At 72.8% G+C, this 23,369-nt stretch carries 24 protein-coding genes and 1 tRNA gene; 11 read left to right on the top strand and 14 right to left on the bottom strand.

Annotation, left to right across the window (positions count from 1 at the left end; all coding sequences use genetic code 11):
- Nucleotides 1-226: 226 nt before the first annotated feature.
- Nucleotides 227-1,222: a PAC2 family protein gene (locus E5082_RS20020; protein ID WP_135792626.1), complete on the top strand. Its 996-nt coding sequence runs from the start codon at nucleotides 227-229 to the stop codon at nucleotides 1,220-1,222.
- Between the two features lie 59 nt (nucleotides 1,223-1,281).
- On the opposite strand, the gene mshC is transcribed toward E5082_RS20020, so the two are convergent.
- The 4 genes from mshC to E5082_RS20000 form a co-directional block, all read right to left on the bottom strand.
- Entirely contained in the window at nucleotides 1,282-2,511 is a 1,230-nt protein-coding gene (gene mshC / locus E5082_RS20015) for a cysteine--1-D-myo-inosityl 2-amino-2-deoxy-alpha-D-glucopyranoside ligase (protein ID WP_135792625.1), read from the bottom strand.
- A gap of 122 nt (nucleotides 2,512-2,633) precedes the next feature.
- Nucleotides 2,634-3,479, bottom strand: coding sequence for an SCO1664 family protein (locus E5082_RS20010; RefSeq protein ID WP_135792624.1), 846 nt, complete (start codon nucleotides 3,477-3,479; stop codon nucleotides 2,634-2,636).
- Nucleotides 3,443-4,033, bottom strand: a complete 591-nt coding sequence (locus E5082_RS20005) for a DUF3090 domain-containing protein (RefSeq protein ID WP_135792623.1) — start codon at nucleotides 4,031-4,033, stop codon at nucleotides 3,443-3,445. Before E5082_RS20005 ends, E5082_RS20010 begins: the two co-directional genes overlap by 37 nt.
- Before the next feature lie 106 nt (nucleotides 4,034-4,139).
- Nucleotides 4,140-4,826 carry a histidine phosphatase family protein gene (locus tag E5082_RS20000; RefSeq protein ID WP_135792622.1) on the bottom strand — a complete coding sequence of 229 codons (687 nt, stop codon included), beginning with the start codon at nucleotides 4,824-4,826 and terminating at the stop codon, nucleotides 4,140-4,142.
- 100 nt (nucleotides 4,827-4,926) lie between these two features.
- Between E5082_RS20000 and corA the strand changes: the two genes are divergently transcribed.
- Nucleotides 4,927-5,925, top strand: a complete 999-nt coding sequence (corA, locus tag E5082_RS19995; protein WP_135792621.1) for a magnesium/cobalt transporter CorA — start codon at nucleotides 4,927-4,929, stop codon at nucleotides 5,923-5,925.
- 1 nt (nucleotide 5,926) lies between these two features.
- On the opposite strand, the gene E5082_RS19990 is transcribed toward corA, so the two are convergent.
- Both E5082_RS19990 and E5082_RS19985 read right to left on the bottom strand, forming a co-directional pair.
- The gene (locus tag E5082_RS19990; RefSeq protein WP_135792620.1) at nucleotides 5,927-6,715 is read right to left on the bottom strand and encodes a ferritin-like domain-containing protein; all 789 of its coding nucleotides are present in this window, start codon (nucleotides 6,713-6,715) and stop codon (nucleotides 5,927-5,929) included.
- A gap of 209 nt (nucleotides 6,716-6,924) precedes the next feature.
- The gene (locus E5082_RS19985; RefSeq protein ID WP_030812647.1) at nucleotides 6,925-7,980 is read right to left on the bottom strand and encodes an LLM class F420-dependent oxidoreductase; all 1,056 of its coding nucleotides are present in this window, start codon (nucleotides 7,978-7,980) and stop codon (nucleotides 6,925-6,927) included.
- Nucleotides 7,981-8,150: 170 nt separating this feature from the next.
- Here E5082_RS19985 and E5082_RS19980 point away from each other — a divergent pair, with 170 nt between their 5' ends.
- The gene (locus E5082_RS19980; protein WP_135792619.1) at nucleotides 8,151-9,134 is read left to right on the top strand and encodes an aldo/keto reductase; all 984 of its coding nucleotides are present in this window, start codon (nucleotides 8,151-8,153) and stop codon (nucleotides 9,132-9,134) included.
- Nucleotides 9,131-11,527: an ATP-dependent DNA helicase gene (locus E5082_RS19975; RefSeq protein ID WP_167514107.1), complete on the top strand. Its 2,397-nt coding sequence runs from the start codon at nucleotides 9,131-9,133 to the stop codon at nucleotides 11,525-11,527. Before E5082_RS19980 ends, E5082_RS19975 begins: the two co-directional genes overlap by 4 nt.
- Nucleotides 11,528-11,583: 56 nt before the next feature.
- On the opposite strand, the gene E5082_RS19970 is transcribed toward E5082_RS19975, so the two are convergent.
- Complete coding sequence (locus E5082_RS19970; RefSeq protein ID WP_135792617.1) at nucleotides 11,584-12,279, bottom strand: hypothetical protein; 696 nt, start codon at nucleotides 12,277-12,279, stop codon at nucleotides 11,584-11,586.
- 47 nt (nucleotides 12,280-12,326) lie between these two features.
- Between E5082_RS19970 and E5082_RS19965 the strand changes: the two genes are divergently transcribed.
- Nucleotides 12,327-12,515 (top strand): DUF5703 family protein, encoded by a 189-nt coding sequence (locus tag E5082_RS19965; protein ID WP_046732800.1) that lies wholly within the window; start codon nucleotides 12,327-12,329, stop codon nucleotides 12,513-12,515.
- Between the two features lie 94 nt (nucleotides 12,516-12,609).
- Here E5082_RS19965 and E5082_RS19960 read toward each other — a convergent pair whose 3' ends face one another.
- From E5082_RS19960 to E5082_RS19950, 3 genes are all read right to left on the bottom strand, one after another.
- Nucleotides 12,610-13,500: a chaplin family protein gene (locus tag E5082_RS19960; RefSeq protein ID WP_135792616.1), complete on the bottom strand. Its 891-nt coding sequence runs from the start codon at nucleotides 13,498-13,500 to the stop codon at nucleotides 12,610-12,612.
- A gap of 121 nt (nucleotides 13,501-13,621) precedes the next feature.
- A complete protein-coding gene (gene chpH, locus E5082_RS19955; RefSeq protein WP_135792615.1) occupies nucleotides 13,622-13,855 on the bottom strand; it encodes a chaplin ChpH in 234 nt (77 codons plus the stop codon).
- A 147-nt stretch (nucleotides 13,856-14,002) separates the two neighbouring features.
- Nucleotides 14,003-15,328 carry a M20/M25/M40 family metallo-hydrolase gene (locus E5082_RS19950; RefSeq protein WP_135792614.1) on the bottom strand — a complete coding sequence of 442 codons (1,326 nt, stop codon included), beginning with the start codon at nucleotides 15,326-15,328 and terminating at the stop codon, nucleotides 14,003-14,005.
- A gap of 187 nt (nucleotides 15,329-15,515) precedes the next feature.
- On the opposite strand from E5082_RS19950, the gene E5082_RS19945 reads away from it, so the two are divergent.
- Both E5082_RS19945 and E5082_RS19940 read left to right on the top strand, forming a co-directional pair.
- Nucleotides 15,516-15,603: transfer RNA gene (locus tag E5082_RS19945), tRNA-Leu, on the top strand.
- A gap of 73 nt (nucleotides 15,604-15,676) precedes the next feature.
- Nucleotides 15,677-16,087: a YchJ family protein gene (locus E5082_RS19940; protein WP_373310085.1), complete on the top strand. Its 411-nt coding sequence runs from the start codon at nucleotides 15,677-15,679 to the stop codon at nucleotides 16,085-16,087.
- Nucleotides 16,088-16,095: 8 nt separating this feature from the next.
- Here E5082_RS19940 and E5082_RS19935 read toward each other — a convergent pair whose 3' ends face one another.
- Complete coding sequence (locus E5082_RS19935; RefSeq protein WP_086693408.1) at nucleotides 16,096-16,797, bottom strand: FadR/GntR family transcriptional regulator; 702 nt, start codon at nucleotides 16,795-16,797, stop codon at nucleotides 16,096-16,098.
- Between the two features lie 141 nt (nucleotides 16,798-16,938).
- Between E5082_RS19935 and E5082_RS19930 the strand changes: the two genes are divergently transcribed.
- The 3 genes from E5082_RS19930 (at nucleotide 16,939) to E5082_RS19920 (ending at nucleotide 19,720) form a co-directional block, all read left to right on the top strand.
- Entirely contained in the window at nucleotides 16,939-17,451 is a 513-nt protein-coding gene (locus E5082_RS19930; protein ID WP_135792613.1) for a gluconokinase, read from the top strand.
- A 98-nt stretch (nucleotides 17,452-17,549) separates the two neighbouring features.
- On the top strand, nucleotides 17,550-18,947 hold the full coding sequence (locus E5082_RS19925; RefSeq protein ID WP_135792612.1) for a GntP family permease: 1,398 nt from the start codon (nucleotides 17,550-17,552) through the stop codon (nucleotides 18,945-18,947).
- 8 nt (nucleotides 18,948-18,955) lie between these two features.
- A complete protein-coding gene (locus E5082_RS19920; RefSeq protein WP_135792611.1) occupies nucleotides 18,956-19,720 on the top strand; it encodes an SDR family oxidoreductase in 765 nt (254 codons plus the stop codon).
- Nucleotides 19,721-19,730: 10 nt separating this feature from the next.
- On the opposite strand, the gene E5082_RS19915 is transcribed toward E5082_RS19920, so the two are convergent.
- Genes E5082_RS19915 through E5082_RS19905 form a run of 3 tightly spaced genes read right to left on the bottom strand, consistent with a single transcriptional unit; the run spans nucleotide 19,731 to nucleotide 22,120 of the window.
- Nucleotides 19,731-20,357 carry a cytochrome b/b6 domain-containing protein gene (locus E5082_RS19915; protein WP_135792610.1) on the bottom strand — a complete coding sequence of 209 codons (627 nt, stop codon included), beginning with the start codon at nucleotides 20,355-20,357 and terminating at the stop codon, nucleotides 19,731-19,733.
- Nucleotides 20,341-21,096, bottom strand: a complete 756-nt coding sequence (locus tag E5082_RS19910) for a molybdopterin-dependent oxidoreductase (protein WP_229918949.1) — start codon at nucleotides 21,094-21,096, stop codon at nucleotides 20,341-20,343. The genes E5082_RS19915 and E5082_RS19910 overlap by 17 nt, the downstream gene beginning before the upstream one ends.
- A gap of 49 nt (nucleotides 21,097-21,145) precedes the next feature.
- Entirely contained in the window at nucleotides 21,146-22,120 is a 975-nt protein-coding gene (locus tag E5082_RS19905; protein WP_373310088.1) for a hypothetical protein, read from the bottom strand.
- A 325-nt stretch (nucleotides 22,121-22,445) separates the two neighbouring features.
- Here E5082_RS19905 and E5082_RS19900 point away from each other — a divergent pair, with 325 nt between their 5' ends.
- Entirely contained in the window at nucleotides 22,446-23,357 is a 912-nt protein-coding gene (locus E5082_RS19900) for a DMT family transporter (RefSeq protein WP_190045354.1), read from the top strand.
- Nucleotides 23,358-23,369: the final 12 nt, after the last annotated feature.

Here is a 23,369-nt window from a genome sequence, read left to right as displayed (position 1 = left end):
TTCCGGCACCTGCGGCTGCAGTCGCACCTGGCGGGCGGCGGGGCAGGGGTGCGGAGCCAGGGCGGTCCGGTGGACGGTGCCTGGGAGCAGGCTCCGCCGCGGGGTGTTCGGGGCCGGGGTTCGGGGCAGTGATCCGTTCAGCCCCTTGTGAGGGGGCTGCTGAGGCTCCCGTAGGACGCCGTAAGGTTGGGTGGTCAGGCGAGAGCACGTCGGAAGGAGGCACTGGGTGATCGAGCTGGAGGGTGTTCCCGAGCTGATCGACCCAGTCATGGTGGCCGCGTTCGAGGGCTGGAACGATGCCGGTGACGCCGCCTCCACGGCGGTCGCGCATCTGGAACGCGAGTGGAAGGGCGAGGTGTTCGCGGCGCTGGACGCCGAGGACTACTACGACTTCCAGGTGAACCGCCCCACGGTCTTCATGGAAGGCGGCGTACGCAAGATCACCTGGCCGACGACACGGCTGTCGGTGGTCCGCGTCGGCGGGGACAAGCCCCGTGACCTGGTGCTGGTGCGCGGCATCGAGCCGTCGATGCGCTGGCGCTCGTTCTGCAACGAACTGCTGGGCTTCGCCCACGAACTCGGCGTGGAGCTGGTGGTGATCCTGGGCGCGCTGCTCGGCGACACCCCGCACACCCGCCCGGTCCCGGTCAGCGGGGTCACCTCGGACGGTGACCTGGCGCGCCGGATGAACCTGGAGGAGACCAAGTACGAGGGCCCGACGGGCATCGTCGGAGTGCTCCAGGAGGCGTGCACGCACGCCGGGGTGCCCGCGGTGTCGCTGTGGGCCGCGGTGCCGCACTACGTCTCCCAGCCGCCCAACCCCAAGGCCACGCTGGCGCTGCTGAACCGTCTCGAGGACCTGCTCGACCTGCGTGTACCGCAGGGCGAGCTGCCCGAGGACGCGCGGGCCTGGCAGACGGGCGTGGACCAGCTGGCGGCCGAGGACAGCGAGGTCGCGGAGTACGTGCAGACGCTGGAGGAGGCCCGCGACACCGCCGAGCTGCCGGAGGCGTCCGGCGAGGCCATCGCGCGCGAGTTCGAGCGGTACTTGCGGCGCCGGGACGTCGGCGGCCCCGGCGGCCACGCCACGGCGGAGGGTTCGGAGAGCGGGCCGTACCGCCGGGACACGCCGAGCGGCCGTACCCGTCCGCCCAAGCCCCCGAAGCCGGAGGCGCCGGGCGCGTCCGAGGGCGGCGACGAGCCGGACGGCTCGGAGGACTGAGAAAGCGGGGGCGGTACCCGGTCGGGTACCGCCCCCGCTCGTCCCTCAGCTCAACCCGCTCAGAGTGCCACGCCGAGCAGCGCGTCCACGGTGCGGCTGACCAGGCCCGGGGCGCCGATGTCCGTGCCGCCCTCCGCCTCCTGACGGGCCGCCCAGCGGTCCACGGCCGCGAGCGCGGCGGGCGCGTCCAGGTCGTTCGCCAGGGCCTCGCGGACCTCGTCCACCAGTGCGTCGGCCGAGGGGCCGTCCGGGCGGGAGACGGCGGCGCGCCAGCGGCCGAGACGGTCCACGGCGTCCTGGAGCACCTGGTCGGTCCACTCCCAGTCGGAGCGGTAGTGGTGGGAGTGCAGGGCGAGCCGGATGGCGGCCGGGTCGACGCCGTCGCGGCGCAGCGCGGAGACGAAGACGAGGTTGCCCTTCGACTTCGACATCTTCTCGCCGTCCAGGCCGACCATGCCGGCGTGCACGTACGCCTTGGCCATGGGGAACTCGCCGGTGAGCACCTGGGCGTGGGAGGCGCCCATCTCGTGGTGCGGGAAGGCGAGGTCGGAGCCGCCGCCCTGGACGTCGAAGGTCATGCCCAGGTGGTCCAGCGCGATGGCGACGCACTCGATGTGCCAGCCGGGGCGGCCCCGGCCGAGCGTGCCGCCGTCCCAGCTCGGCTCGCCCTCGCGGGCCGCGAGCCACAGCATCGGGTCGAGCGGGTTCTTCTTGCCGGGCCGGTCCGGGTCGCCGCCGCGCTCGGCGGACAGCACGCGCATGGCGGCCGCGTCCAGGTTCGAGACCTGGCCGAAGTGCGGGTCGGCGTCGACGGAGAAGTAGATGTCGCCGTCGAGGTCGTAGGCCGCGCCGAGGTCCCGCAGCCGTTCCACGAGCGGGACGATGCCGGGTATGGCCTCGACCGCGCCTATGTAGTGCTGGGGCGGGAGCATCCTGAGGGCGGTCATGTCCTCGCGGAACAGGGTGGTCTCCTGCACGGCGAGGTCGGCCCAGTCGACGCCGTCGCGGGTCGCGCGCTCCAGCAGCGGGTCGTCGACGTCGGTGACGTTCTGGACGTAGTGGACCTGCCGCTTGGTGTCGAGCCACACGCGCTGGACGAGGTCGAACGCGTTGTAGGTCGCCGCGTGACCCATGTGGGTCGCGTCGTACGGCGTGATGCCGCAGACGTAGATCCGGGCGACGGGACCGGGGTCGAGGGTGACCGGACCGTCGGTCGCGGTGTCGTGAATCCTCAGGTCGCGGCCCTGACCAGGCAGGGCGGGGACCTCGGAAGCGGGCCAGGCATGCATGTACATGAGCGTAACCGGCCATGAGCTGGGGCTACGAACCGGATCGCGCCCAAGGCGGCCGGATGGCCGGATGGGCGCTCTTGCGCGGGGCGTCCGGCTGTGCTCGTCCGTGCCCGCCCGGCTTAGACCGGGGGCCAGGGGATGGCGGGCCACTCACCGGTGGGCTCGGGGTGGCGGCCGGTGGCGAGGAGGTTGTCGACGCGGGCGCGGGTGGCGTCGATCTCGGCCGGGGTGAGCAGCGGAGCGAGCTTCGCGGCCAGGGTTCCGCCCTCGGCGAGGCTGTCGCGCAAGGAGGCGAGGACCTCGACGGCGTCCTCGGTGAGGGGTTCGCCCGCCCAGCCCCACAGCAGGGTGCGGAGCTTGTTCTCGGCGTTGAAGGAGACGCCGTGGTCGATGCCGTAGAGGTGCCCGGCGACGGTGGGCAGGAGGTGGCCGCCCTTGCGGTCGGCGTTGTTGATCACGGCGTCCAGGACGGCGAGGCGGCGCAGCCGGTCGTCGTCGGCGTGCACGAGCAGGGCGGTGCGGCCCTCGCCGACCTCGGCGAGACCGATGGCCTTCCAGCCGGGCCCGGCCTCCTCGCCCTCGGCGAGCGCGAGGAGTTCGGCGCCGGTGCTCACATCGATCCAGAGCTGGCACATGCCCTCGCCGAAGGGCCCCTCGCGCAGCACGGTCGGCGGGATCAGGTCCCAGCCGGTGGCCTTGGACACCTCGTAGGCGGCGACCTCACGGCCGGCCAGGGTGCCGTCGGGGAAGTCCCACAGCGGGCGCTCCCCGGCGACCGGCTTGTACACGCAGGTGGCCTCCTGGCCGTCGAGGGTGACGGTGCAGAAGAGGGCGGCGTTGGAGGCGTCCCGGATGCGGCCGCGTACGGTCAGCTCGCCGTGGGCGAGCAGTTCGGCGGCGTCCGCGCCGGTTTCCGTGTCCGCGGCGCTCACGCTCCCCGGCGGTATCCGTTCTGGCGCGGACATACGTGTCCTTCCGGGTCGAGCGGGAGGCTGCACAGCGGGCACGGCGGCCGCCCGGCGTTGACGACGTCCAGGGCGCGCTTGGCGAAGGCCCTGGCCTGCGCGCCGGTGAGCCGGACCCGCAGCATCGGGGGTCCGTTCTCCTCGTCCTGGAGGAGGCGTTCCTCGGCCTCGGCGAGGTCCTCGGCGGTCTCGGCGTCCAGTTCCACCAGGGCCTGGGCCTCGACGACCATGCGCTGTTCCTCGCCGTCCCAGGCGAGCGCCATGGTGCCGACGCGGAACTCCTCCTCGACGGGGCTGTCCAGCGGGCCGGTGTCGGCGATCTCGGCCGGGGCGACGGCGGGCACCGCGGCATTGCCGCCGCTGCGCCGCACGACCTCGTCGAGGAGCTCGTCCATGCGTTCGGCGAGCGCGGCGACCTGGGCCTTCTCCAGGGCCACGCTGGTCACCCGCGGGCCCGCGGTGGCCTGGAGGAAGAACGTACGGCGTCCGGGCAGTCCGACCGTGCCGGCCACGAAGCGGTCCGGCGGGTCGTAGAGGAACACCTGACGGGACACGTCCTGTCTCCATTGGGTTCGGTGATCGTTCGAGCGGTTCAAGTGGTCGGTACGGGCGTGCGGGCACACCGTGCGGCCGACCGCCTCACCCTACTGCGGGCGGCGATCACGGTGCGCCCGCACCGCCCCCGACCGGTGCGTCGTCGTCGGGGGGCGTCTCGCGGGGGGCCAGCGAGGCGAGGTCGCCGGTCTCGCCGAGGCGGACCAGATAGGGCCGCAGCCGGGTGTAGCGGATCGCGGTGACCGAGCAGGGCTCCACCGAGACGCGCTGGAACAGATCGAGATGGAGGCCGAGGGCGTCGGCGACGATCGACTTGATGATGTCGCCGTGGGAGCACATCAGGTACACGGCGTCGGGGCCGTGCTCGCTCTCCACGCGCGCGTTCCAGTCGCGTACGGCCGCGACCGCGCGGGTCTGCATCTCGCGCAGGGACTCACCGCCGGGGAAGGCGGCGGCGGACGGGTGCGTCTGGACGACCTCCATGAGGGGTTCGTCCTTCAGCTCGGCCAGTTTGCGGCCCGACCAGTCGCCGTAGTGGCACTCCCCGATCCGGTCGTCGGTGCGGGGAGTGAGATCGGGGCGGGCGTCCAGCAGTGGCCGCATGGTCTCCTGGCAGCGCTGGAGGGGGCTGACGACGATCTCGGCCAGCGGCAGGGCGTCGAGGCGGCCCGGCAGGGCGGCGGCCTGCTCGGCGCCGCGTTCGTCGAGGGCGACGCCGGGGGTCCAGCCGGCGAGGAGCCCCGCGGTGTTGGCGGTAGAACGGCCGTGCCTAACGAGGATCAGGGTGGGCATGCGGCCCAGCGTAGACCGGCGCCCCCGGGCGGTGACCGGGGGCGCACAATGATGGAGACCCTGAGTACGTTCGGGGCAGGACGGCGGGAGAATGCGCTCCGTGATCTTCGACTGTGCCATCTACCGTGACGGGCGTCGGACCGATTCGTCCGACGACCCGGCGAAAGCCCTGCGGGAGGCGCGCGCGTCCGACGACGCGTTCGTGTGGATCGCGCTGCACGATCCGGCTGCGGACGACTTCGAAGAGGTCCGCAAGGTCTTCGGGCTGCACCCGCTGGCGGTCGAGGACGCCCTGAAGGCCCACCAGCGCCCGAAGCTGGAGACGTACGACGACTCGCTGTTCGTGGTGCTGAAGCCGGTGGCCTACGAGTCGGCGCGCGACACGGTGACCACGAGCGAGGTCATGCTCTTCCTCGGCGACTCCTTCGTGGTGACGGTGCGGCACGGCGAGCCCTCCCCGCTGCCGGAGGTACGGCGGCGGCTGGAGGAGGACCCGGACAAACTGCGGCACGGCCCGACCTCCGTCCTGTACGCGGTGGCGGACGCCACCGTGGACCAGTACCTGGATGTCGCGACCGAGCTGGGCACGGACCTGGAGGAGCTGGAGGCGGACGTGTTCTCCCCGTCCGACGCCGGGTCACGGGACACCGCTTCCAGGATCTACCTGTTCAAGCGGCAGGTGCTGGAGTTCCGCCGGGCGACGGTGCCGCTGACGGTGCCGATGACCCGGCTGGCGGGGATGGGGCCGTCCGCGACCCCGGTGCCGTTCGTGGACACCTCGGCGCGGCCGTTCTTCCGGGACGTCAACGACCACCTGACCCGCGTCAACGAGTCGGTGGAGGGCCTGGACCGGCTGGTGTCCGACATCCTCTCCGCGCATCTGGCGCAGATGGGTGTGCGGCAGAACGACGACATGCGCAAGATCTCGTCCTGGGCGGCGATGGCCGCGATCCCGACGCTGATAGCGGGCGTCTACGGCATGAACTTCGAGCACATGCCGGAGCTGCACTGGGTGTGGGGCTACCCCGCGGTGGTCGCGGTGATGGTGGTGCTGGAGCTGCTGCTGTACCGGAACTTCAAGCGGCGCGGCTGGTTGTAGCTCACACGAGTTCGGTCGCCCTGGGGGCGGCCCCGCCGAGGGCGTCGCGCCGCTCGGGCATCTCCAGGGTGACCATGCGGCGCCAGCCGACGGCCCGCTCCCACGCGTACAGGGCGTGGATGCCGGCCGCGAGGAGCGCGTTCCTCGCGGCCGACCAGCGAAGGAGGCGGCCCATGTGCGCCATGACGGCGAGGCTGACGTCCCGGTAGATCCGGATCTCCGCGAGCGCGCTCTGGCGCAGGATGCGCTGGATGGTCCGGCCGTGGCCCTGGTACGCCAGGCGAAGGAGTTCCTCGTGGCAGTAGGCCAGGTGGTTGTCCTCGTCGTGGGAGATCATGCGCACCGCGCGGCCGAGGTCGGGATGGTCGCCGAAGTGCCTGAGGAGCATCCGCATCTGCTCGGAGGCCCGCTGCTCGGTGACCCGGCTGTGCGCGAGGTAGGTGACGATGTCCTGCTCGGTCAGCGGCCAGTCGGCCTTGAGCTTGTCGTGGGCGAGCCCGATGCCGTGGCGTTCGAGGAGCATCGTGTAGTCGGTGTCGGGCGGGACCTCCACGGGCTTCAGGCCGCGCTTGCGCAACAGGGCCTCGAAGATGCGGCCGTGCTTGTCCTCGTCGGCGCCGTGCCGGGCGATCCGGGGCGCCAGCCCGCGTGCGCTCTCGGGGACCAGGGCGGCGATCCTGCCGTTCTCCCAGCCGCCCTGGGACTCGCCGCCGGCGGCGATGGAGCAGAAGAGCCGGAAGGACGCGTCGTCGTCGAGGATCTCCTGGAACAGGCTTTTGGCCGTAAGCATCGCGGGGCCCCTCTCTGCACGATTCCGCAGAGAAGTAGTCAAATGCGGGTCAAGGGGGCGCGCAACAGGAGGACATCCGCGCTGGGCCGAAGGAGGGACGCGTGGGGGCGTAACCGCGTCCGGCCCGGCGCGTTGTTCCCCGTGACGGCCGTGGCGGGGAAGACCCCCCGAGCCCCCACCACGGCCGCGAGCCTCTCCCCCGGCCGGCGTCAGGCGAGGCCGGCGCGCTCCAGGGCCTCGGCGCCGCCGCGCAGGGCCGCGAGCCGCTCCTCCAGGGTGAAGCCGGCCGGGGCGAGGGTGAGAGTCGTGACGCCGGCCGCCGCATAGGCCGCCATCCGGTCGGCGATGCGGTCCACCGAGCCGAGCAGGGTGGTCTTGTCGATGAGGTCGTGCGGGATGGCGGCCGCGGCGCCGTCCTTGTCACCGGCCAGGTACTTGTCCTGGATCTCGGCGGCCTCCTTCTCGTACCCCATGCGCTGGGCGAGCCGGTTGTAGAAGTTCTGCTTGCGGCTGCCCATGCCGCCCACGTAGAGCGCGGTGTAGGGACGGAAGGTGTCCGCGAGCCGGGTCACGTCGGCGTCCTCGCCGAGCGCGAGCGGCACGGTGGGGCAGATGTCGAAGCCGTCGAGGGTCTTGCCCGCCTTCTCCCGGCCCGCGCGCAGGTAGGAGACGGCGGTGTCCTCCAGGTGCTCGGCGGAGGGGAAGATCAGCAGGGCGCCGTCGGCGATCTCGCCGGTCTGCTCCAGGTTCTTCGGGCCGATGGCGGCGATGTAGAGCGGGATGTGCTCGCGCTGGGGGTGCACGGTCAGCTTGAGCGGCTTGCCGGGGCCGCCGGGCAGCGGCAGCGTCCAGTGCTCACCCTCGTACGACAGGCGGTCGCGGGTCATCGCCTTGCGGACGATGTCCACGTACTCGCGGGTGCGGGCGAGCGGCTTGTCGAACTTGACGCCGTACCAGCCCTCGGAGACCTGGGGGCCGGAGACGCCGAGGCCGAGGCGGAAGCGGCCGCCGGACAGGGAGTCCAGGGTCGCCGCGGTCATCGCCGTCATGGCGGGCTGGCGGGCCGGGATCTGGAAGATCGCGGAGCCCACGTCGATCCGCTCCGTCTGCGCGGCGACCCAGGTGAGCACCGTGGCGGCGTCGGAGCCGTACGCCTCGGCGGCCCAGCAGACGCTGTAGCCGAGCCGGTCGGCCTCCTGCGCCACGGCCAGGTTGTCCCCGTCCATCCCGGCGCCCCAGTAGCCGAGGTTGATCCCGAGCTGCATGCCGATCCCCTTACTCGCAAGTAACGTATCTGCGGCCGACCTTAGCGATCCTTTCCCGCGCGGCCCACCCCGGCCGGGTGTCACGGGGGTGTTCCGGCCGGGTGTCGCGGCCGGGTCCCGTTGTCCACAGGCAACCCACGGCAGCAGCTCTGGCCAGTAATCTCGCGCTCATGGAGCAGAGGCATCTCGGCCGTACCGGCCTGCGCGTGTCCCGGATCGGACTCGGCACCCTCACCTGGGGCCGGGACACCGAGGAGCACGACGCCGCGGACATGCTGAAGGCGTTCTGGGAAGCGGGCGGCACCCTCGTCGACACCGCGGACGTGTACGGCGACGGGGCGGCCGAGTATCTGCTCGGGCGGTTGACGGACTCCCTGGTGCCCCGCGAGGACCTGGTGATCTCCACCAAGGCCGGCAGCGTGCCCGATCCCGACCGCCCGGCCGACGGCTCCCGCGGGCATCTGCTCGCCGCGCTCGACGCCTCGCTGGAGCGGCTGGGCACCGACCATGTCGACCTGTGGCACATCCACTGCCATGACCCCTCCACCCCCCTGGAGGAGACGCTCCAGGCGCTCGACCTCGCGGTCAGCAGCGGGCGCGCGCGGTACGCGGGGGTGTCCAACTTCTGCGGCTGGCAGCTCGCCAAGGCCGCCACCTGGCAGCTCGCCGCGCCGGGCGTCCGTACCCGGCTGGCCGGGACCCAGCTCGAGTACTCCCTGCTCCAGCGGGGCGCCGAGCGCGAGGTGCTCCCCGCCGCGCTCGACCTCGGCGTCGGCCTGCTGCCCTCCTCCCCGCTGGGCCGGGGCGTGCTGACCGGGAAGTACCGGGGCGGTGTGCCGTCCGACTCGCGCGGTGCCTCCGAGCACATGGCGCCTTTCGTCGAGCCGTATCTCGACGACACCGCGAGCCGGATCGTGGACGCGGTCAGCACGGCCGCCGACGGGCTCGCGGTGACCCCGCTCCAGGTGGCCCTCGCCTGGGTCCGGGACAGACCCGGTGTCACCGCCCCGGTCGTCGGCGCGCGCAACGCACGGCAGCTCGCGGCGGCGTTGTCAGTGGAGGCGCTTAGTCTTCCTGACGAGATCTGCCGGGCGCTGGACGACGTGTCGGCCCCGGTGCACCGCTACCCCGATCACGACTGGAGCACCCTGTGACCACGGAGCAGACGCCTGCCGGCGACACGGAAGGGGCCGCTTCCCCGGCCCCCACCCCGGCCGAGGGCACCTCCGGCGGAGCGACGGAAGTCGCGACGGGGGCTGCCGGGGACGGCGGGGCCGAGGTGTCCGGGGGCGGTGCGGAGCCCACTGCCCAGGCGGCCGAGACGGCCGGCGACCGCCGGGACGATGCCGGCGCGCCGGACGACGGTGAGCCGAGGAGCGGTGGCCGCACGGACGGCGCCGATGCGTCTGCCCGGACGCCGTCCGCCGGGGCCCCCGAAGACGCGGGCGCGGTCTCCGGGACCGGGGACGGCGGAGCCGAAGTGGACGCCGGCGACGTGGAGAACGGCGGCCCGGCGGCCGAGGCCGGTGCGTCGGGCTCCGCTGAGGGTGCGAGTGCTCCCTCCGAGGCTGAAGCCGAGTTGGCTGCTCAGCGGGTGGAGCGGGAGCGGATCGCCCGGCGCAAGGCGGAGCGGCAGGGGCCTGTGGAGAGCGGGGGGAAGCTGAGCGGCAGGGCGGCTGATCTGCTGGCCGCCGTGCGGGCCGTGGAGAGCGGGGAGAAGGCGAGCGCGCCCACCTTCGTCGAGGCCGCTCCCGCGCCCCGGCGGCCCGCGCCGGAGCCGGTGCGGCGACCGGAGCCCGTGCCGGTGACGGCCGCGCCGGACGCGGAGACCGTGGGGGCGGTGTGGGCGGTGCTTGCCGAGGGTGGAGCGCCGGAGGCGTTGGCGCCGCAGGCGGCGGCCGCCCTCGGGGACGGTGCCGAGGACACGCTGCGCGCCGATCCCTGGCAGTTGCTGCGGGTCGCGGGAGTGCGGCCGGAGCAGGCGGACGGGTTCGCGCGGGCCCTGCTGGGCGCGGAGTGCCGTCCGGACGACGAGCGGCGCGGGCGCGCGCTGACGGTGTGGCTGCTGGAGCAGGCCGCCGTCGCCGGGCACACCGCGCTGGACCTGCCCGCCCTCACCGAGGCTCTCGGCAAGCGGACGGTGCCGGACCCCGACGAGGCGGTGCAGAGCGCGCTCGCGGAGGGCGACGCCCTGGTCTTCCAGGACGCCCTGGAGGAACCCGGAGCCCAGTCGGCCGCGGCCGGGACGGACGAGGAGGAGGTCCCGGTCCGTGTCCTCGCCGGTCTGGAGCGGTACGCCCTCGCCGAGGAGAGCCTCGCGGACGCGCTGGCCCGGCTGGTGAACTCGGTGCCCAAGGAGACCGAGGAGCCCTGGGAGGCGGCCGTGGGCGCGCTGACCAGGGGCGCGGCCGACCTGGCCCGCCAGGTCGCCGGGCACGGCCTGGTACTGCACACCGGCGGCGAGGCGGCCCGATCCGAACCCGCCGCGCTGCTCGGCGCCGCCCGCGCGGCGGGCCTGCGCGCGTTCGCGGTCTGCCACACCCCCGACGGCGCCCGGCGCCTCGCCGCGTACCTGGGCGAGGAGCCCGGCGGAGCCGTGGGCACGGTCGCGGGCCTGCTGTCCGGCGCCTCGGGCCCGGGCCGCGACGCGGAGGGCGCGCTGGACCTGGACCTGCTGATCGTCCTGGACGCGCCCCAGCTGGACGTGGAGGCCGCCGCGATGCTGGCCGAGTCGCTGCCCGACGGCGCACGCCTCGTGCTCAGCGGCGACCCCGCGGTGCTGTGGTCGGCCGGTCCGGGCCGGGTCTTCGCCGACCTGCTCGCCGTCCCCGCCTGCCCGCAGGTCGCCTCCCGCGTCCCCGACCCCGGCCCGCTCGGTGAACTGGTCTCGGGCATCGGGGTGGGCGAGCTGGTCCAGGTCGAGGCACCCGGCAAGGAGATCGTGATCGTCCCGGTCCGGGACGCGGGCGAGGCGGTGCACCGCACCGTGCAGCTGGTCGCTGACTCGGTGCCGCGCGCGTTCGGGGTCCCGCCCGAGGAGACAGTGGTGATCACGCCGGGCCACGGCGGCGCCGCCGGCACCCGCGCGCTCAACACGGTCCTGAAGGAGCGGCTGAACCCCGGCCCCGGCCGCTTCGGCGGCTTCGACCCCGGCGACCGGATCGTCCACTCCCCCGCGCCGGGCCGTACGGTGCCGGGGCGTGTGGTCCGCGCGGACGCGGAGGGGCTGCACCTGGAGTGCGCGGGCGCGCCCGTGGTCGTCCCCCGGGAGCTGGTGGAGAGCCGGGTCAGGCACGGCTGGGCGCTGACCGCGCACCAGGCGGTGGGCGGCCGCTGGCCCGCCGCCGTGGTGGTGCTCCCCGGTGACGCGGCGAACGTGCTGACCAGGCCGTGGGTGTACACCGCGTTCGGCCGGGCGGACCGGCACCTGTCCGTCGTCCACGGTGTGGAGCAGGCGCTGCCGAGGGCGGTCGCGGAGAGCGTGGCCAAGCCGCGTACGACCCGGCTGCGGACGCTGCTGCGCGTGCAGCTCCCTCCGGCGGGCTGAGCCCGGACACGGCGGTGCCCGTACCGGAGTGCTCCGGTACGGGCACCGCCGCGCGTTCACCGGTCGCGGTCGAGCGGCTCCAGATCGTCGTCGGCCAGCTCTTCCAGGAGCGTGCCCGGCACGTCGGCGTCGTCGTCGCTGTCGTCCCGGTCGAAGACCGCGCTGACGTCGAAGCGGCAGATCACATGCTGCGGGTCGGCCTCCTCGAACGGGGCCTCCAGCCATTCGCCGGGCTCGGCCGCCTCCTCCGCCGCGGTGACCCAGAGGGTGGAGTCACCCTCCGCGAGACCGAACTCACGGTGCCGGGACGCGATCTCGTCCGGCTCGAACTCGCCGAACAGGATGCCCAGCGCGCCGGGGACCGTGTTCGCGGTGTCGTCCTCGGTGAGGGCGTCCTCGAACTCGGCGGCCTCCACCCGCTGGGCCTGGGCCAGCAGCCGCGGGGGCTCGGCCACCGTGTAGTCGCGGCGGATCAGGACGCTGACGGCGTGGGGCTCCTCCGGGCCCGTGTACGGCGGCAGCGAGTCGTCGGCTCCGGGGATCTCGAAGGGGGTGACCTCGTCGTAGCGGTCGTAGAGCAGCTCGTCGTACACCTCGCCGGCCGCCGCAAGCTGATTGAACGCCTCGTGGACGGCCGGGTCGTCGTCACCCGTCCTGCGTTCGACGGCCGCCAGGTGGCGGTCGAGCGCGGTCTTGACCGCCTCGGCGGCGGCGCGTACCTCGGCAGCGGTGGGCTGCGCAGCATCAGACATAGTGCAGACGCTATCCGTACCGGGCACCAGCCCGCACAATAGATGCGATGCCGGAATACGAATTTGTCGACGTGTACGTCCCCCGCGGGGTGTCCCGCAAGGAGGCGACGCGTCTACTCACGGACCATGCCGAGTACGGACACTGGGAGTTGGACCGACTGAGCCTCATGCGCGACGGCAGCCGCAGGGTGCGGTTGCGCCGGCGGATCATCCGCCAGGTGCGGGCCACGTGGTGAGCGGGAGCACATGACCGGAAGCGGGCCCCGCCGTCCTGCGGCAGGGGCCCGCTCCGTCCTGCGAGTGGCCGGCTCTTACGGGTGGCCCGTCGGGTCAGGCCGCGTTGCGCGCCTTGCGGTACAGGACCGCGCCCGCGAGGACCGCGCCCGCGCCGGCCGACAGCGCGAGGCCGAGGGGCAGGTCGTCACCGGTGTGCGCGAGCTGCCCGCCTGAGGCGTGGCCGTAGCCGGCCTGGGAGGCCCCCTGCGGGGTGTGGCCCCCGCCGGTGGAGGGGGTGGTGGGCGTGCCGGGGTTGCTCGGCTGACCGGGGCTGCCCGGAGTTCCGGGGTGCGCAGGGTTGCCGGGCGTACCGGGATTCCCAGGGTTGCCTGGAGTGCCGGGGTTCCCAGGAGTGCCGGGGTTCCCAGGGTGGCCGGGGTTGCCTGGAGTCCCAGGGTGACCGGGGTGGTGTCCCTGGTGTCCGGGCGGGCAGTCCCCGTGGTGCCCGGGTCCGCCGGGGTGGCCCGGATGCCCCGGCGTCCCCGGATTGCCGGGCCGGCCCGGCGGAGTCCCATGCTCCCGCCCGTGCCCCCCGTTCCCGCACTGATCGCCCCCGGCCGGATTCCCCACGCCGATCACATCGACGCTGTTCCCGCACAGGTTGACCGGCACGTCCACCGGCACCTGGACGGTGTTCCCGGAGCCGACCCCCGGTGAGTCGGTGGTGCGGGCGCCCGCGTGCGCTCCCCCCGACGCACCGCGCGCGCCGTTGCCGCAGGCGTTGCCGACGGCCGGGTTGAGCAGGCCCACCACGTCGACGGTGTTGCCGCAGGCGTTCACCGGTACGTGGACCGGGACCTGCACGGTGTTGCCGGACAGCACGCCGGGCGAGCGGGCGGCGGAGCCGGCCGCGCCCGCGTCGGCGTGCGCGTATCCACTGGCCGCCGCGATCACTCCGGTCGCGGCCGCCATCGTCATCAGGCCCTTACGGGTGCCCTGTCGCATGTTCTGATCCCCCCTGGGATGTACCTGCTTCGACTGGGTGCGGAACCGGTCGGCCCCGGAGCGCGGGAATCGCGCTTCCGGGGCCGACGGTTCGCTGAAGACGCCTTGTGAAGGGCTGACGTCAGTCGTTGACGCAGGCGTTGCCGAAGGCGGGGTTCAGGAGCCCGATCACGTCGACCGTGTTGCCGCAGACGTTCACCGGAACGTGCACCGGCACCTGGACGACATTGCCGGACAGGACGCCCGGCGAACCCACGGCGGCACCGCCGGCACCGGCGTCGGCGGCGGCCATGCCCGCACCCGCGAGGACCAGTCCACCGGTGGCAACCGCGGCAGCGACGACCTTCTTGATCATTATTCCTCCTAGTTGGAAAGGCGGCCCCAAGGTGCGGGGTCACATCACGAGTAACGAGGAGGGAGTAATCGAGCTACGAGCTTATCGTCGCATTCACTCTTCTCAGTTGATCTCGTACGCCTGCCTGATTACCCACGGCGGCGTCCGTCAGGAGGCGTCGATGAACCGGTCGAGCACCCGCACGCCGAACTGCAGCCCGTCGACCGGAACCCGCTCGTCCACGCCGTGGAACATCCCGGCGAAGTCCAGCTCCGGGGGCAGCTTGAGCGGCGCGAAGCCGAAGCCGCGGATACCGAGGTCGTCGAACGACTTGGCGTCCGTACCGCCGGAGAGCATGTACGGCACCGCACGCGCGATCGGGTCCTCGGCCAGCAGTGCGGACTGCATGGCCTCCACGAGGGCACCGTCGAAGCTGGTTTCGACGGCCTTGTCCGCATGGACGTCCGAGCGCCGCACGTTCGGGCCCAGCAGCCGGTCGAGGTCGGTGAGGAACTCATCCTCATGGCCCGGCAGGAACCGGCCGTCGATGTGTGCGGTGGCCTCGCCGGGGATGACGTTGACCTTGTAACCGGCGGTCAACTGGGTCGGGTTGGCGGTGTTGCTGAGGGTGGCGCCAATGAGCTTGGCGATGCCGCCGAGCCTGGCGAGGGTCGACTCCATGTCCTCGGGGTCGAGTTCGGTGCCGAGCGCGTCGCCGAGTTCGTCCAGGAAGGCGCGGGTGGTCTTGGTGACCCGTACCGGGAACTTGTGGCGGCCGACGCGGGCGACCGCCTCGGACAGCTCGGTGATGGCGTTGTCCCGGTGGATCATCGAACCGTGCCCGGCGGTGCCGGCCACGGTCAGCTTCATCCAGTGCATGCCCTTCTCGGCCGTCTGGATCAGATAGAGCCGCCGCTGCTCGTTCACCGTGAAGGAGAACCCGCCGACCTCGCTGATCGCCTCGGTGACGCCTTCGAACAGCTCGGGGTGGTTGTCGACCAGGTACCGGGCGCCGTAGGTGCCGCCCGCCTCCTCGTCGGCGAGGAAGGCGACGACGATGTCGCGCGGGGGCTTGCGCCCGCTGCGCAGCCGGTCGCGGACGACCGCCAGGGTCATCGCGTCCATGTCCTTCATGTCGACGGCCCCGCGCCCCCACACGCACCCGTCGGCGATCTCGCCGGAGAAGGGGTCGTGAGTCCAGTCGTCCGCGTTGGCCGGTACGACGTCCAGGTGGCCGTGGATCAGCAGTGCCGGCCGGGAGGGGTCCTCGCCCTCGATGCGGGCGACGGTGGACGCGCGCCCCGGATGCGACTCGAAGATCTTGGGCTCCAGGCCGACCTCGGCGAGCTTCCCGGCGACGTACTCGGCGGCGGCGCGCTCGCCGGGGCCGGAGTGGTCGCCGTAGTTGCTGGTGTCGAACCGGATCAGCTCGCGGCAGAGGTCCACGACCTCGTCCTCACCGGTGACGCCCCTGGCCGTGTCCGTCTCGCTCACGCTGCTTCCTCCCGCTGTCACTGCTGGTGGGTCACCCCCATCCTCCCCCTGCCCGGCCCGTTCCCGTCCACCCCGCCACAGGGCGTTCACACAGCGGGGGGCCGGGCCGGGGGTGATCGGACACCCTCGAAAGCCTGGTAATGTTTCCTTCGTCGCCGCGGGGCACACCCCGCACGACAGACACCTTGTCCGGGTGGCGGAATGGCAGACGCGCTAGCTTGAGGTGCTAGTGCCCTTTATCGGGCGTGGGGGTTCAAGTCCCCCCTCGGACACCACTGGAGGACCCCTGTTGATCAGGGGTCCTTCTGCTTTTCCGGGGTCCGGGCGCGGTCCGGCACAATGGCGCGCATGGCCCGTCGCACCTCCCGTACGCCTTCCCGTACCGCCGCTCCCGCCTTCTGCCCCTGTGGACTGCCGGGGGGCTACGCCGACTGCTGCGGGCGGTTCCATTCGGGGGGCGTCGCCGCGCCGAGCGCGGAGGCGCTGATGCGGTCGCGGTACAGCGCGTTCGTGGTGGGGGACGTGGCGTATCTGGTGCGGACCTGGCATCCGCGGACGCGGCCCGAAGAGCTCGACCTCGATCCCGGGATGCGGTGGACGGGTCTTGAGATCCTGGACACCGAGGGCGGTTCGGCCTTCCACTCGACCGGGACCGTGACGTTCCGGGCCTCGTACCGGGGCGGTTCGCTGCATGAGCGGAGCCGGTTCGAGCGGGTGGACGGGGCTTGGGTGTACGTCGACGGGGAGTTCCTCGACTGAACCCCGCCCTACGGCACCAGGATGTCGAGTTCCTGGAGCGCGCCCACGGTGATCTCCCTGGTCAGTTCCTCCGCGCGGGCGCTGTCGCCGGCGCGGACGGCCTCGGCGACCCGGACGTGCAGGGTGACAGCCGGCGGGTCGGGGTCGGCGAACATCACGTCGTGATGGGTGCGGCCCGCGAGGACCTCGGCGACGACGTCCCCGAGCCGGGCGAACATCTCGTTGCCGGACGCCGTGAGGATGATCCGGTGGAAGGCGATGTCGTGGATCAGGTACTGGTCCAGTTTGTGGCCGCGTGAGTTGGCGACCATGCCGAGGGCGCACTCGGTGAGTTCGGCGCACTGCTCGGCGGTGGCGTTGCGGGCGGTCAGGCCCGCCGCGACCGGCTCGATCGCGGAGCGGAGCACGGTCAGCGAGCGCAGTTGGTGCGGGCGGTCGGCGCCCGCGAGGCGCCAGCGGATGACCTGCGGATCGTAGACGTTCCACTCGTGCTTGGGACGGACGGTGACGCCGACGCGGCGACGGGAGGCGACCAGGTGCATGGACTCCAGCACGCGCACCGCCTCGCGCATGACGGAGCGGGAGACGTCGAACTGCTGAGCGAGTTCGTCGGTACGCAGCACGCTGCCCGGCGGGTACTCGCCCGCCGTGATCGCGGGGCCGAGGGTGTCCAGTACGCGGCCGTGCAGCCCCCGGCCCGGTGTGCTCATGCACTCAGCGTACGGCCTGGATCACAGCCATAAAAAGTCAGACTTATATGTCACACCCACTTGAATTTGTCGTACCTAATGGGTTTCAGTACATCGACGCCGGAGTACGGCGTCGATGTCGAAGAAGACAGCGAGGCAGTCATGCGCACCCCCCAGGTCGTCGTCGTGATGGGCGTCGCCGGGACGGGCAAGACCACGATCGGTCCTTTGCTCGCCGCCCGGCTGGGCGTCCCGTACGCCGAGGGCGACGACTTCCACCCGCAGGCGAACATCGACAAGATGTCGGCGGGCACCCCCCTGGAAGACGCCGACCGGTGGCCGTGGCTCGATGCCATCGGGCGCTGGGCGCACGGCCGGGCGGGACTCGGCGGGGTGGTCAGCAGCTCGGCGCTGAAGCGGTCGTACCGCGACCGGCTGCGGGCCGAGGCCCCCGGTGTGGTGTTCGTGCACCTGACCGGCAGCCGTGAGCTGATCGAGAGCCGGATGTCCCAGCGTCAGGGCCACTTCATGCCGACCGCGCTGCTGGACTCGCAGTTCGCCACGCTCCAGCCGCTCCAGGCGGACGAGGCGGGTGTCGCCGTCGACGTCAGCGGGTCCCCCGAGGAGATCACCGAGCGGGCGGCCGAGGCTCTGGCCGCGTTCGCCGCCGCGTAGTCCCCCTCGACGGACCGCAGTAAACGCAGTACCCGCAGTACCCCCTTTTCTCCACCCCCCTCATGTCCCCCGAATCCCCGTAACCGCAAGGGAATCCCGTGACCAGACTCAGCGTCGAGATGCTGGCAGCGGACACCGTCCAGCCGATCACCTCGGCCGGCCACGCCCAGTTGGGCATAGCCGTCCTGGCGGGCATCGCCGTCATCGTTTTTCTCATCACCAAGTTCAAGCTGCACGCCTTCCTGGCCCTGACCATCGGTTCGCTGGTGCTCGCGGCGGTGGCCGGTGCCCCGCTCGACAAGGCGATCGTGAGCTTCACGACCGGCCTGGGCAGCACCGTCGCCGGTGTCGGTGTGCTGATCGCGCTCGGCGCGATCCTCGGCAAGCTGCTCGCCGACTCCGGCGGCGCCGACCAGATCGTCGACACGATCCTCGCCAAGGCGGGCGGCCGTGCGATGCCGTGGGCCATGGTGCTCATCGCGTCCGTGATCGGTCTGCCGCTGTTCTTCGAGGTCGGCATCGTGCTGCTGATCCCGGTCGTCCTGATGGTCGCCCGGCGCGGCAACTACTCGCTGATGCGCATCGGCATCCCGGCGCTGGCCGGTCTGTCCGTGATGCACGGCCTCATCCCGCCGCACCCCGGCCCGCTGGTCGCGATCGACGCGGTCAAGGCCAACCTGGGTGTCACCCTGGCGCTCGGCATCGTGGTCGCCATCCCGACCGTGATCATCGCCGGTCCGCTGTTCTCCAAGGTCGCCGCCCGCTGGGTGGACGTCCAGGCGCCGGACCGGATGATCCCGGAGCGCGCCTCGGAGAGCCTTGAGCGCCGTCCGGGCTTCGGCGCCACGCTGGCCACCGTGCTGCTGCCGGTGGTGCTGATGCTGGCGAAGGCCCTGGTGGACATCGTCATCGACGACCCGGCCAACATGACCCAGCGGGTCTTCGACGTGGTCGGCTCCCCGCTGATCGCGCTGCTCGCCGCGGTGATCGTCGGCTTCTTCACGCTGGGCCGCCCCGCGGGCTTCACCAAGGGCCGACTCCAGCAGACCGTCGAGAAGGGCCTGATGCCGATCGCCGGCATCCTGCTGATCGTCGGCGCGGGCGGTGGCTTCAAGCAGACGCTGATCGACTGCGGTGTGGGCCAGATGATCCTGGACATCTCCAAGGACTGGTCGATCCCGGCGCTGCTGCTGGCCTGGCTGATCGCGGTGGCGATCCGCCTCGCGACCGGCTCCGCCACGGTGGCGACGGTCTCGGCGGCCGGTCTGGTCGCGCCGCTCGCGGCCGACATGTCGACCACGCACACCGCCCTGCTGGTGCTGGCCATCGGCGCCGGTTCGCTCTTCTTCAGCCATGTCAACGACGCCGGCTTCTGGCTGGTGAAGGAGTACTTCGGCCTGAGTGTCGGCCAGACGGTGAAGACCTGGTCGGTGATGGAGACCATCATCTCGGTGGTCGCCGGCGCCCTGGTCCTGCTGCTGTCACTGGTCATCTAGGAGCGGCGATGACGGCTCACCCTCTCTTCGACATCAGCGGCCGTACGGCCCTGGTCACCGGTTCCAGCCGGGGCATCGGACTCGCCCTGGCCCGTGGTCTCGCCGAGGCGGGCTGCACCGTGGTCCTCAACGGACGTGACGGTGACCGCCTCGCGCGGGCCGCGGCGGAACTGCCGGGCGGCCTGGTGCACACGGCGGTGTTCGACGTGACCGACGGCCCCTCGGTGGCCGCCGGGATCGCCGAGGTCGAGGAGCGGGTGGGCCCGCTGGACATCCTGGTCAACAACGCCGGGATGCAACTGCGGGCGCCGCTCCTGGAGTTCACCGACTCCGACTGGCACCGCATCCTCGACACCAATCTCACCAGCGCGTTCCTCACCGGCCGCGAGGCCGCCCGGCGGATGACCCGGCGCGGCCGCGGCAAGATCGTGAACGTGTGCTCGCTGCAGAGCGAGGTGGTCCGCCCCGGCATCGCGCCGTACGCGGCGACCAAGGGCGCGCTGAAGATGCTCACCAAGGGCATGTGCGCGGACTGGGGTCCGCAGGGCGTGCAGGTCAACGGGCTGGGGCCCGGTTACATCGAGACCGAGCTGACCCGGCCGCTGGTCGAGGACGCCGAGTTCAGCGCGTGGGTGCGGGGGCGGACCCCGGCCGGGCGCTGGGGGCGTACCGAGGACCTGGTCGGCGGGCTGCTGTTCCTGGTCTCCCCCGCCGCCGACTTCGTCACCGGCCAGGTGCTCTACGTCGACGGCGGCATGACGAGCGTGCTCTGAGGACGCGGGGTCACGGGCGCCAGAGCGGGTGTTCCCGCTCCGCCCACTCCCGGCTCACGGTGCCGGTGCGCAGTCCCCGCCGTGCCTCCGGATCGCCGAGGGCCTTGCCGATGTGTCCCGCGAGCACCACGCCGACGGTGAGGGCCAGCCAGTCGTGCACGAAGGTGGCCGAGGTGCGCCACAGCAGCGGGGTGAGGTGGGTGAACCACATCATCAGGCCGGTGCCGAGCATCACCAGGACGGCCCCGGCGATCCAGGCCGTGTAGACCTTCTGCCCCGCGTTGAACTTGCCCGCGGGGCGCTCCGCGTACCGCCGGTCCCGGCGCAGGGCGGCGCGCAGCCAGCGCCGGTCGTGCGGGCCGAACCGGTTGAGCGCGCCCAGGTCGGCGCGGAACGCCCGCGAGATGAGGCCCAGCAGCACCGGCACCGGCAGTGCGAGCCCGGCCCATTCGTGGACGCGTACGACGAGTTCACGGCGGCCGATCATCACGGCGAGCTGGGGCACGTAGAGGCAGGCGGCCGTGGCCACGCAGACGGCCATGAGGGCGGCGCTGGTGCGGTGGACCCAGCGTTCGGCGGGGGTGAAGCGGTGGACGCGGGCGCTGGTGGGCACCGGGGTGTCAGCTCGTAGGGTCATCGGTCCGTCCGTTCGAGCGGCCGACCCAGGCGTCGACGTCGTAGCCGAGTCTCTCCCAGTAACCGGGCTCGACGTGGTCGCTGACGGTGATGCCGGAGAGCCATTTGGCGGACTTGTAGAAGTACATCGGGGCGACATAGAGGCGGACGGGACCGCCGTGGTCGTGGCCGATGTCCTTGCCCTGCATCCGCAGCGCCACCAGGACGTCGGGGCGGCGGGCCTGGTCCAGGGTGAGGCTCTCGGTGTAGGTGCCGTCGAAGCAGGTGAAGCGGATGGCCCGGGCGGTGGGGCGGACGCCGGCCGCGTCCAGCAGGGTGCCGAGGCGGACGCCCTCGAAGGGGGTGCCCGGCACACGCCAGCCGGTGACGCACTGGACGTCCCTGGTCAGCCGGGTGCGGGGCAGTGCGCGCAGGTCGGCGAGGGTGTAGGCGCGGGGGTGGTCCACCAGGCCGTCGACGGTGAGCCTGTAGTCGGCGGGGCCCTTGTGCGGGACGGAGGCGGCGACGGAGTAGTACCGGAAGCCGCCGCCGTTGGGGAGCAGCCCGCTCAGGCCGGTGGGGTCCTGGCCGGAGAGGGCGCCGAGCGCGTTCTCCGCGCCGCGTTGCAGCCAGGGCGCGGTGGCGACGCCGAGCGCGCCCAGGCCGAGGGTGCCGAGGAAGAGTCGGCGGCCGATGGGCCTGCCGTGCGCGTCGGGGTCTTCGGCGGGGTCGGGGGCGTGCCGGTCCGGGTCGGGGGTCACGTCGTCATTCGAGCACGGGTGCAGGCCGTGGGGCCAGTGTTTCCGGGGGTCAGCCGGTGGCCAGGGCATGGGCGCGGGCCCGGTGGAAGGCGGCTGAGGGGTCCTGGCCGGTGTAGGACCAGGGGGCGCGGGTGGCGTGCGGGCCGATGCGGTGGAAGAGGGCCGCGGCCTCCGCGGGGCGCCCGGCGGCGGACATGGCGAACGCCAGGTGGTTCAGGTCGAGGTGGCGCCTGGGGTGTTCGTCGTGCTCCCACTCCAGCCACCAGTCGAACGCGGCCCGCAGCACCCGGCGGGCGCGGGGGCCGGTCCAGTGGGCGCAGGGGGCCGGGCCGGGGACGGCCGGGGCGAGACCGGCGGCGGCGAGGACGCGGTGGCGTTCGGCGTACGCGACGACCGGGAGGACGGCGAGCGGGGAGTCGGCGGGGGCCTCGGCGGCGGCGCGCTCGGCCGTGTCGTACGCCTCGTGGGACTCGGGGCCGCCGGGCGGGCGTTCGGCGAGGCCGGCGATGAGCAGGTGGTGGCCGTGGTGGTGCTCGGGGTGGCGGGCGCGCAGTTCCTTGAAGGCGGCGGTCAGTTCGGCCTCGGGGCCGAGGGCGCGAGCCAGCAGGAGCAGGCCGAGCCAGGGGGTGGGGTCGGCGGGTGCCAGGCCGGCGGCGGTGCGGCAGGAGGCGCGGGCGTGCTCGGGGTCCCCCTCGCCGCGCAGTGCGCGGTGGACCAGGGCGAGGGCGAGCAGGGTGGCCGCGTCGGCGGAACCGGGTTCGGCGAGCAGCCACTGCCCGGCCAGGCTGTGGGCGCCGGGACCGGCGGCGAGCACGGTGACCCGGTGGCCCCGGCGGTCCCACTCGTCGCCGGTGTGCAGCAGCAGGGAGCGGGCGGACTGCCAGCGGCCCTGGCCCAGGGCGGCGCGCGCGGCGAGGAGTTCGGCGTCGCCGAGGGCGGCGTCGAAGGTGCCGGAGTGCTCCGGGGCGAGGCCGCCGGGCGGGTCCGAGGGGGCCCGGTCTGTGACGGGCGGGGGCGGGGTCAGGGGCACCGCGGGACTTCCTGTTTTTCGGGCTGCCATCGGCCGATCACTCACAGCAAACTCCCCGCCTAGGTTTGCGTCAAGCGGAATCGAAGTGTTGCTCCGTCCAACCGCCGCGGCAGCAGAGGGACTTGGGGCACAGGTTCCCTGGTCGGCGTCGGTCAGTCCGGTCCGGGGGCGGCGGGTGTGGCGTACGCCATGGCGCCGGGGGGCGGGGAGACGGAACATGACGGGGCGGTTCCCCCGAAACGTGTCCGGTTCCGGGCACTCTCCACAGTCCCGGCCTTGCGGGGCGCTACAGTCGGCCTACGCAATCGTGGCCCGGCCGATGATCGAGGTACGCAGCGTGTCCGTTCTGGTTCTCCTCCTCGCCGTGAGTGCCGCGGCGTGCCTGGGGTTCGGGTTCGTGCTTCAGCAGAACGTCGCGCGTGAGGCGCCCCCGAGCGACTTCCTGTCCTTCCGGCTGCTGCTCGACCTGATGCGGGTGCCGCGCTGGCTGGGCGGTACCGCGCTGATGGTGGCCGGCATGGCGCTGGGCGCGGTGGCGCTCGGCAACGGGGAGATCTCGCTGGTGGAGCCGCTGCTCGCCACCAACCTGCTGTTCGCGCTCGCCCTCTCCCGCCACCAGACCGGCCAGCCGGTGGGCCGGCAGGGCTGGGCGGGGCTGGTGCTGCTGGCGGGCGGGGTGAGCACGTTCATCCTTGCCGGCCGGCCGCGCGGCGGCACCGCCGTCACCGACCCGGTGCGGCACTGGCTGATCCTCGGCGTGACGGTGGGGGTGGCGCTGGCGCTGGCCGGCTGGGCGAAACGCTCGCGCACCACAGGGAGCCCGGTGCTGCTGGCGACGGCCGCCGGGCTCCTCTACGGCGTGCAGGACGCGCTGACCCGCGTGAGCAGCATCCGCTTCCGGGAGGGCGGCTTCACCGAACTCTTCGCAGGCGGGCATCCGTACGCGGTGCTGGCGCTCGGGGTGACCGGGCTGCTGCTGGTGCAGAGCGCGTTCGAGACGGCGCCGCTGCGCATGTCGCTGCCCGCCCTGACCGCCGCCCAGCCGCTCGCGGGCATCCTGTGCGGGGTCGGCTTCCTCGGCGACCGGCTGCACACCGACACCGGGGCGCTGGCCTGGGAGGCGGCCGGGCTCGCGGCGATCGTCGGGGGCATCGTGCTGCTGGGCATGCACCCGGCGATGCCGTGCGGCACGGCCGAGGAGCGGCCGGTACGGGATCTGCAGCGCAACTGAGCTGCTTGGATG

Origin of the sequence: Streptomyces griseoluteus, from assembly GCF_004784465.1 — a bacterium.
GTDB classification, from domain to species: Bacteria; Actinomycetota; Actinomycetes; order Streptomycetales; family Streptomycetaceae; genus Streptomyces; species Streptomyces griseoluteus.
Note: the sequence above shows the minus strand (reverse complement) of the source record. Positions and strands in the feature narration are given on the sequence as shown.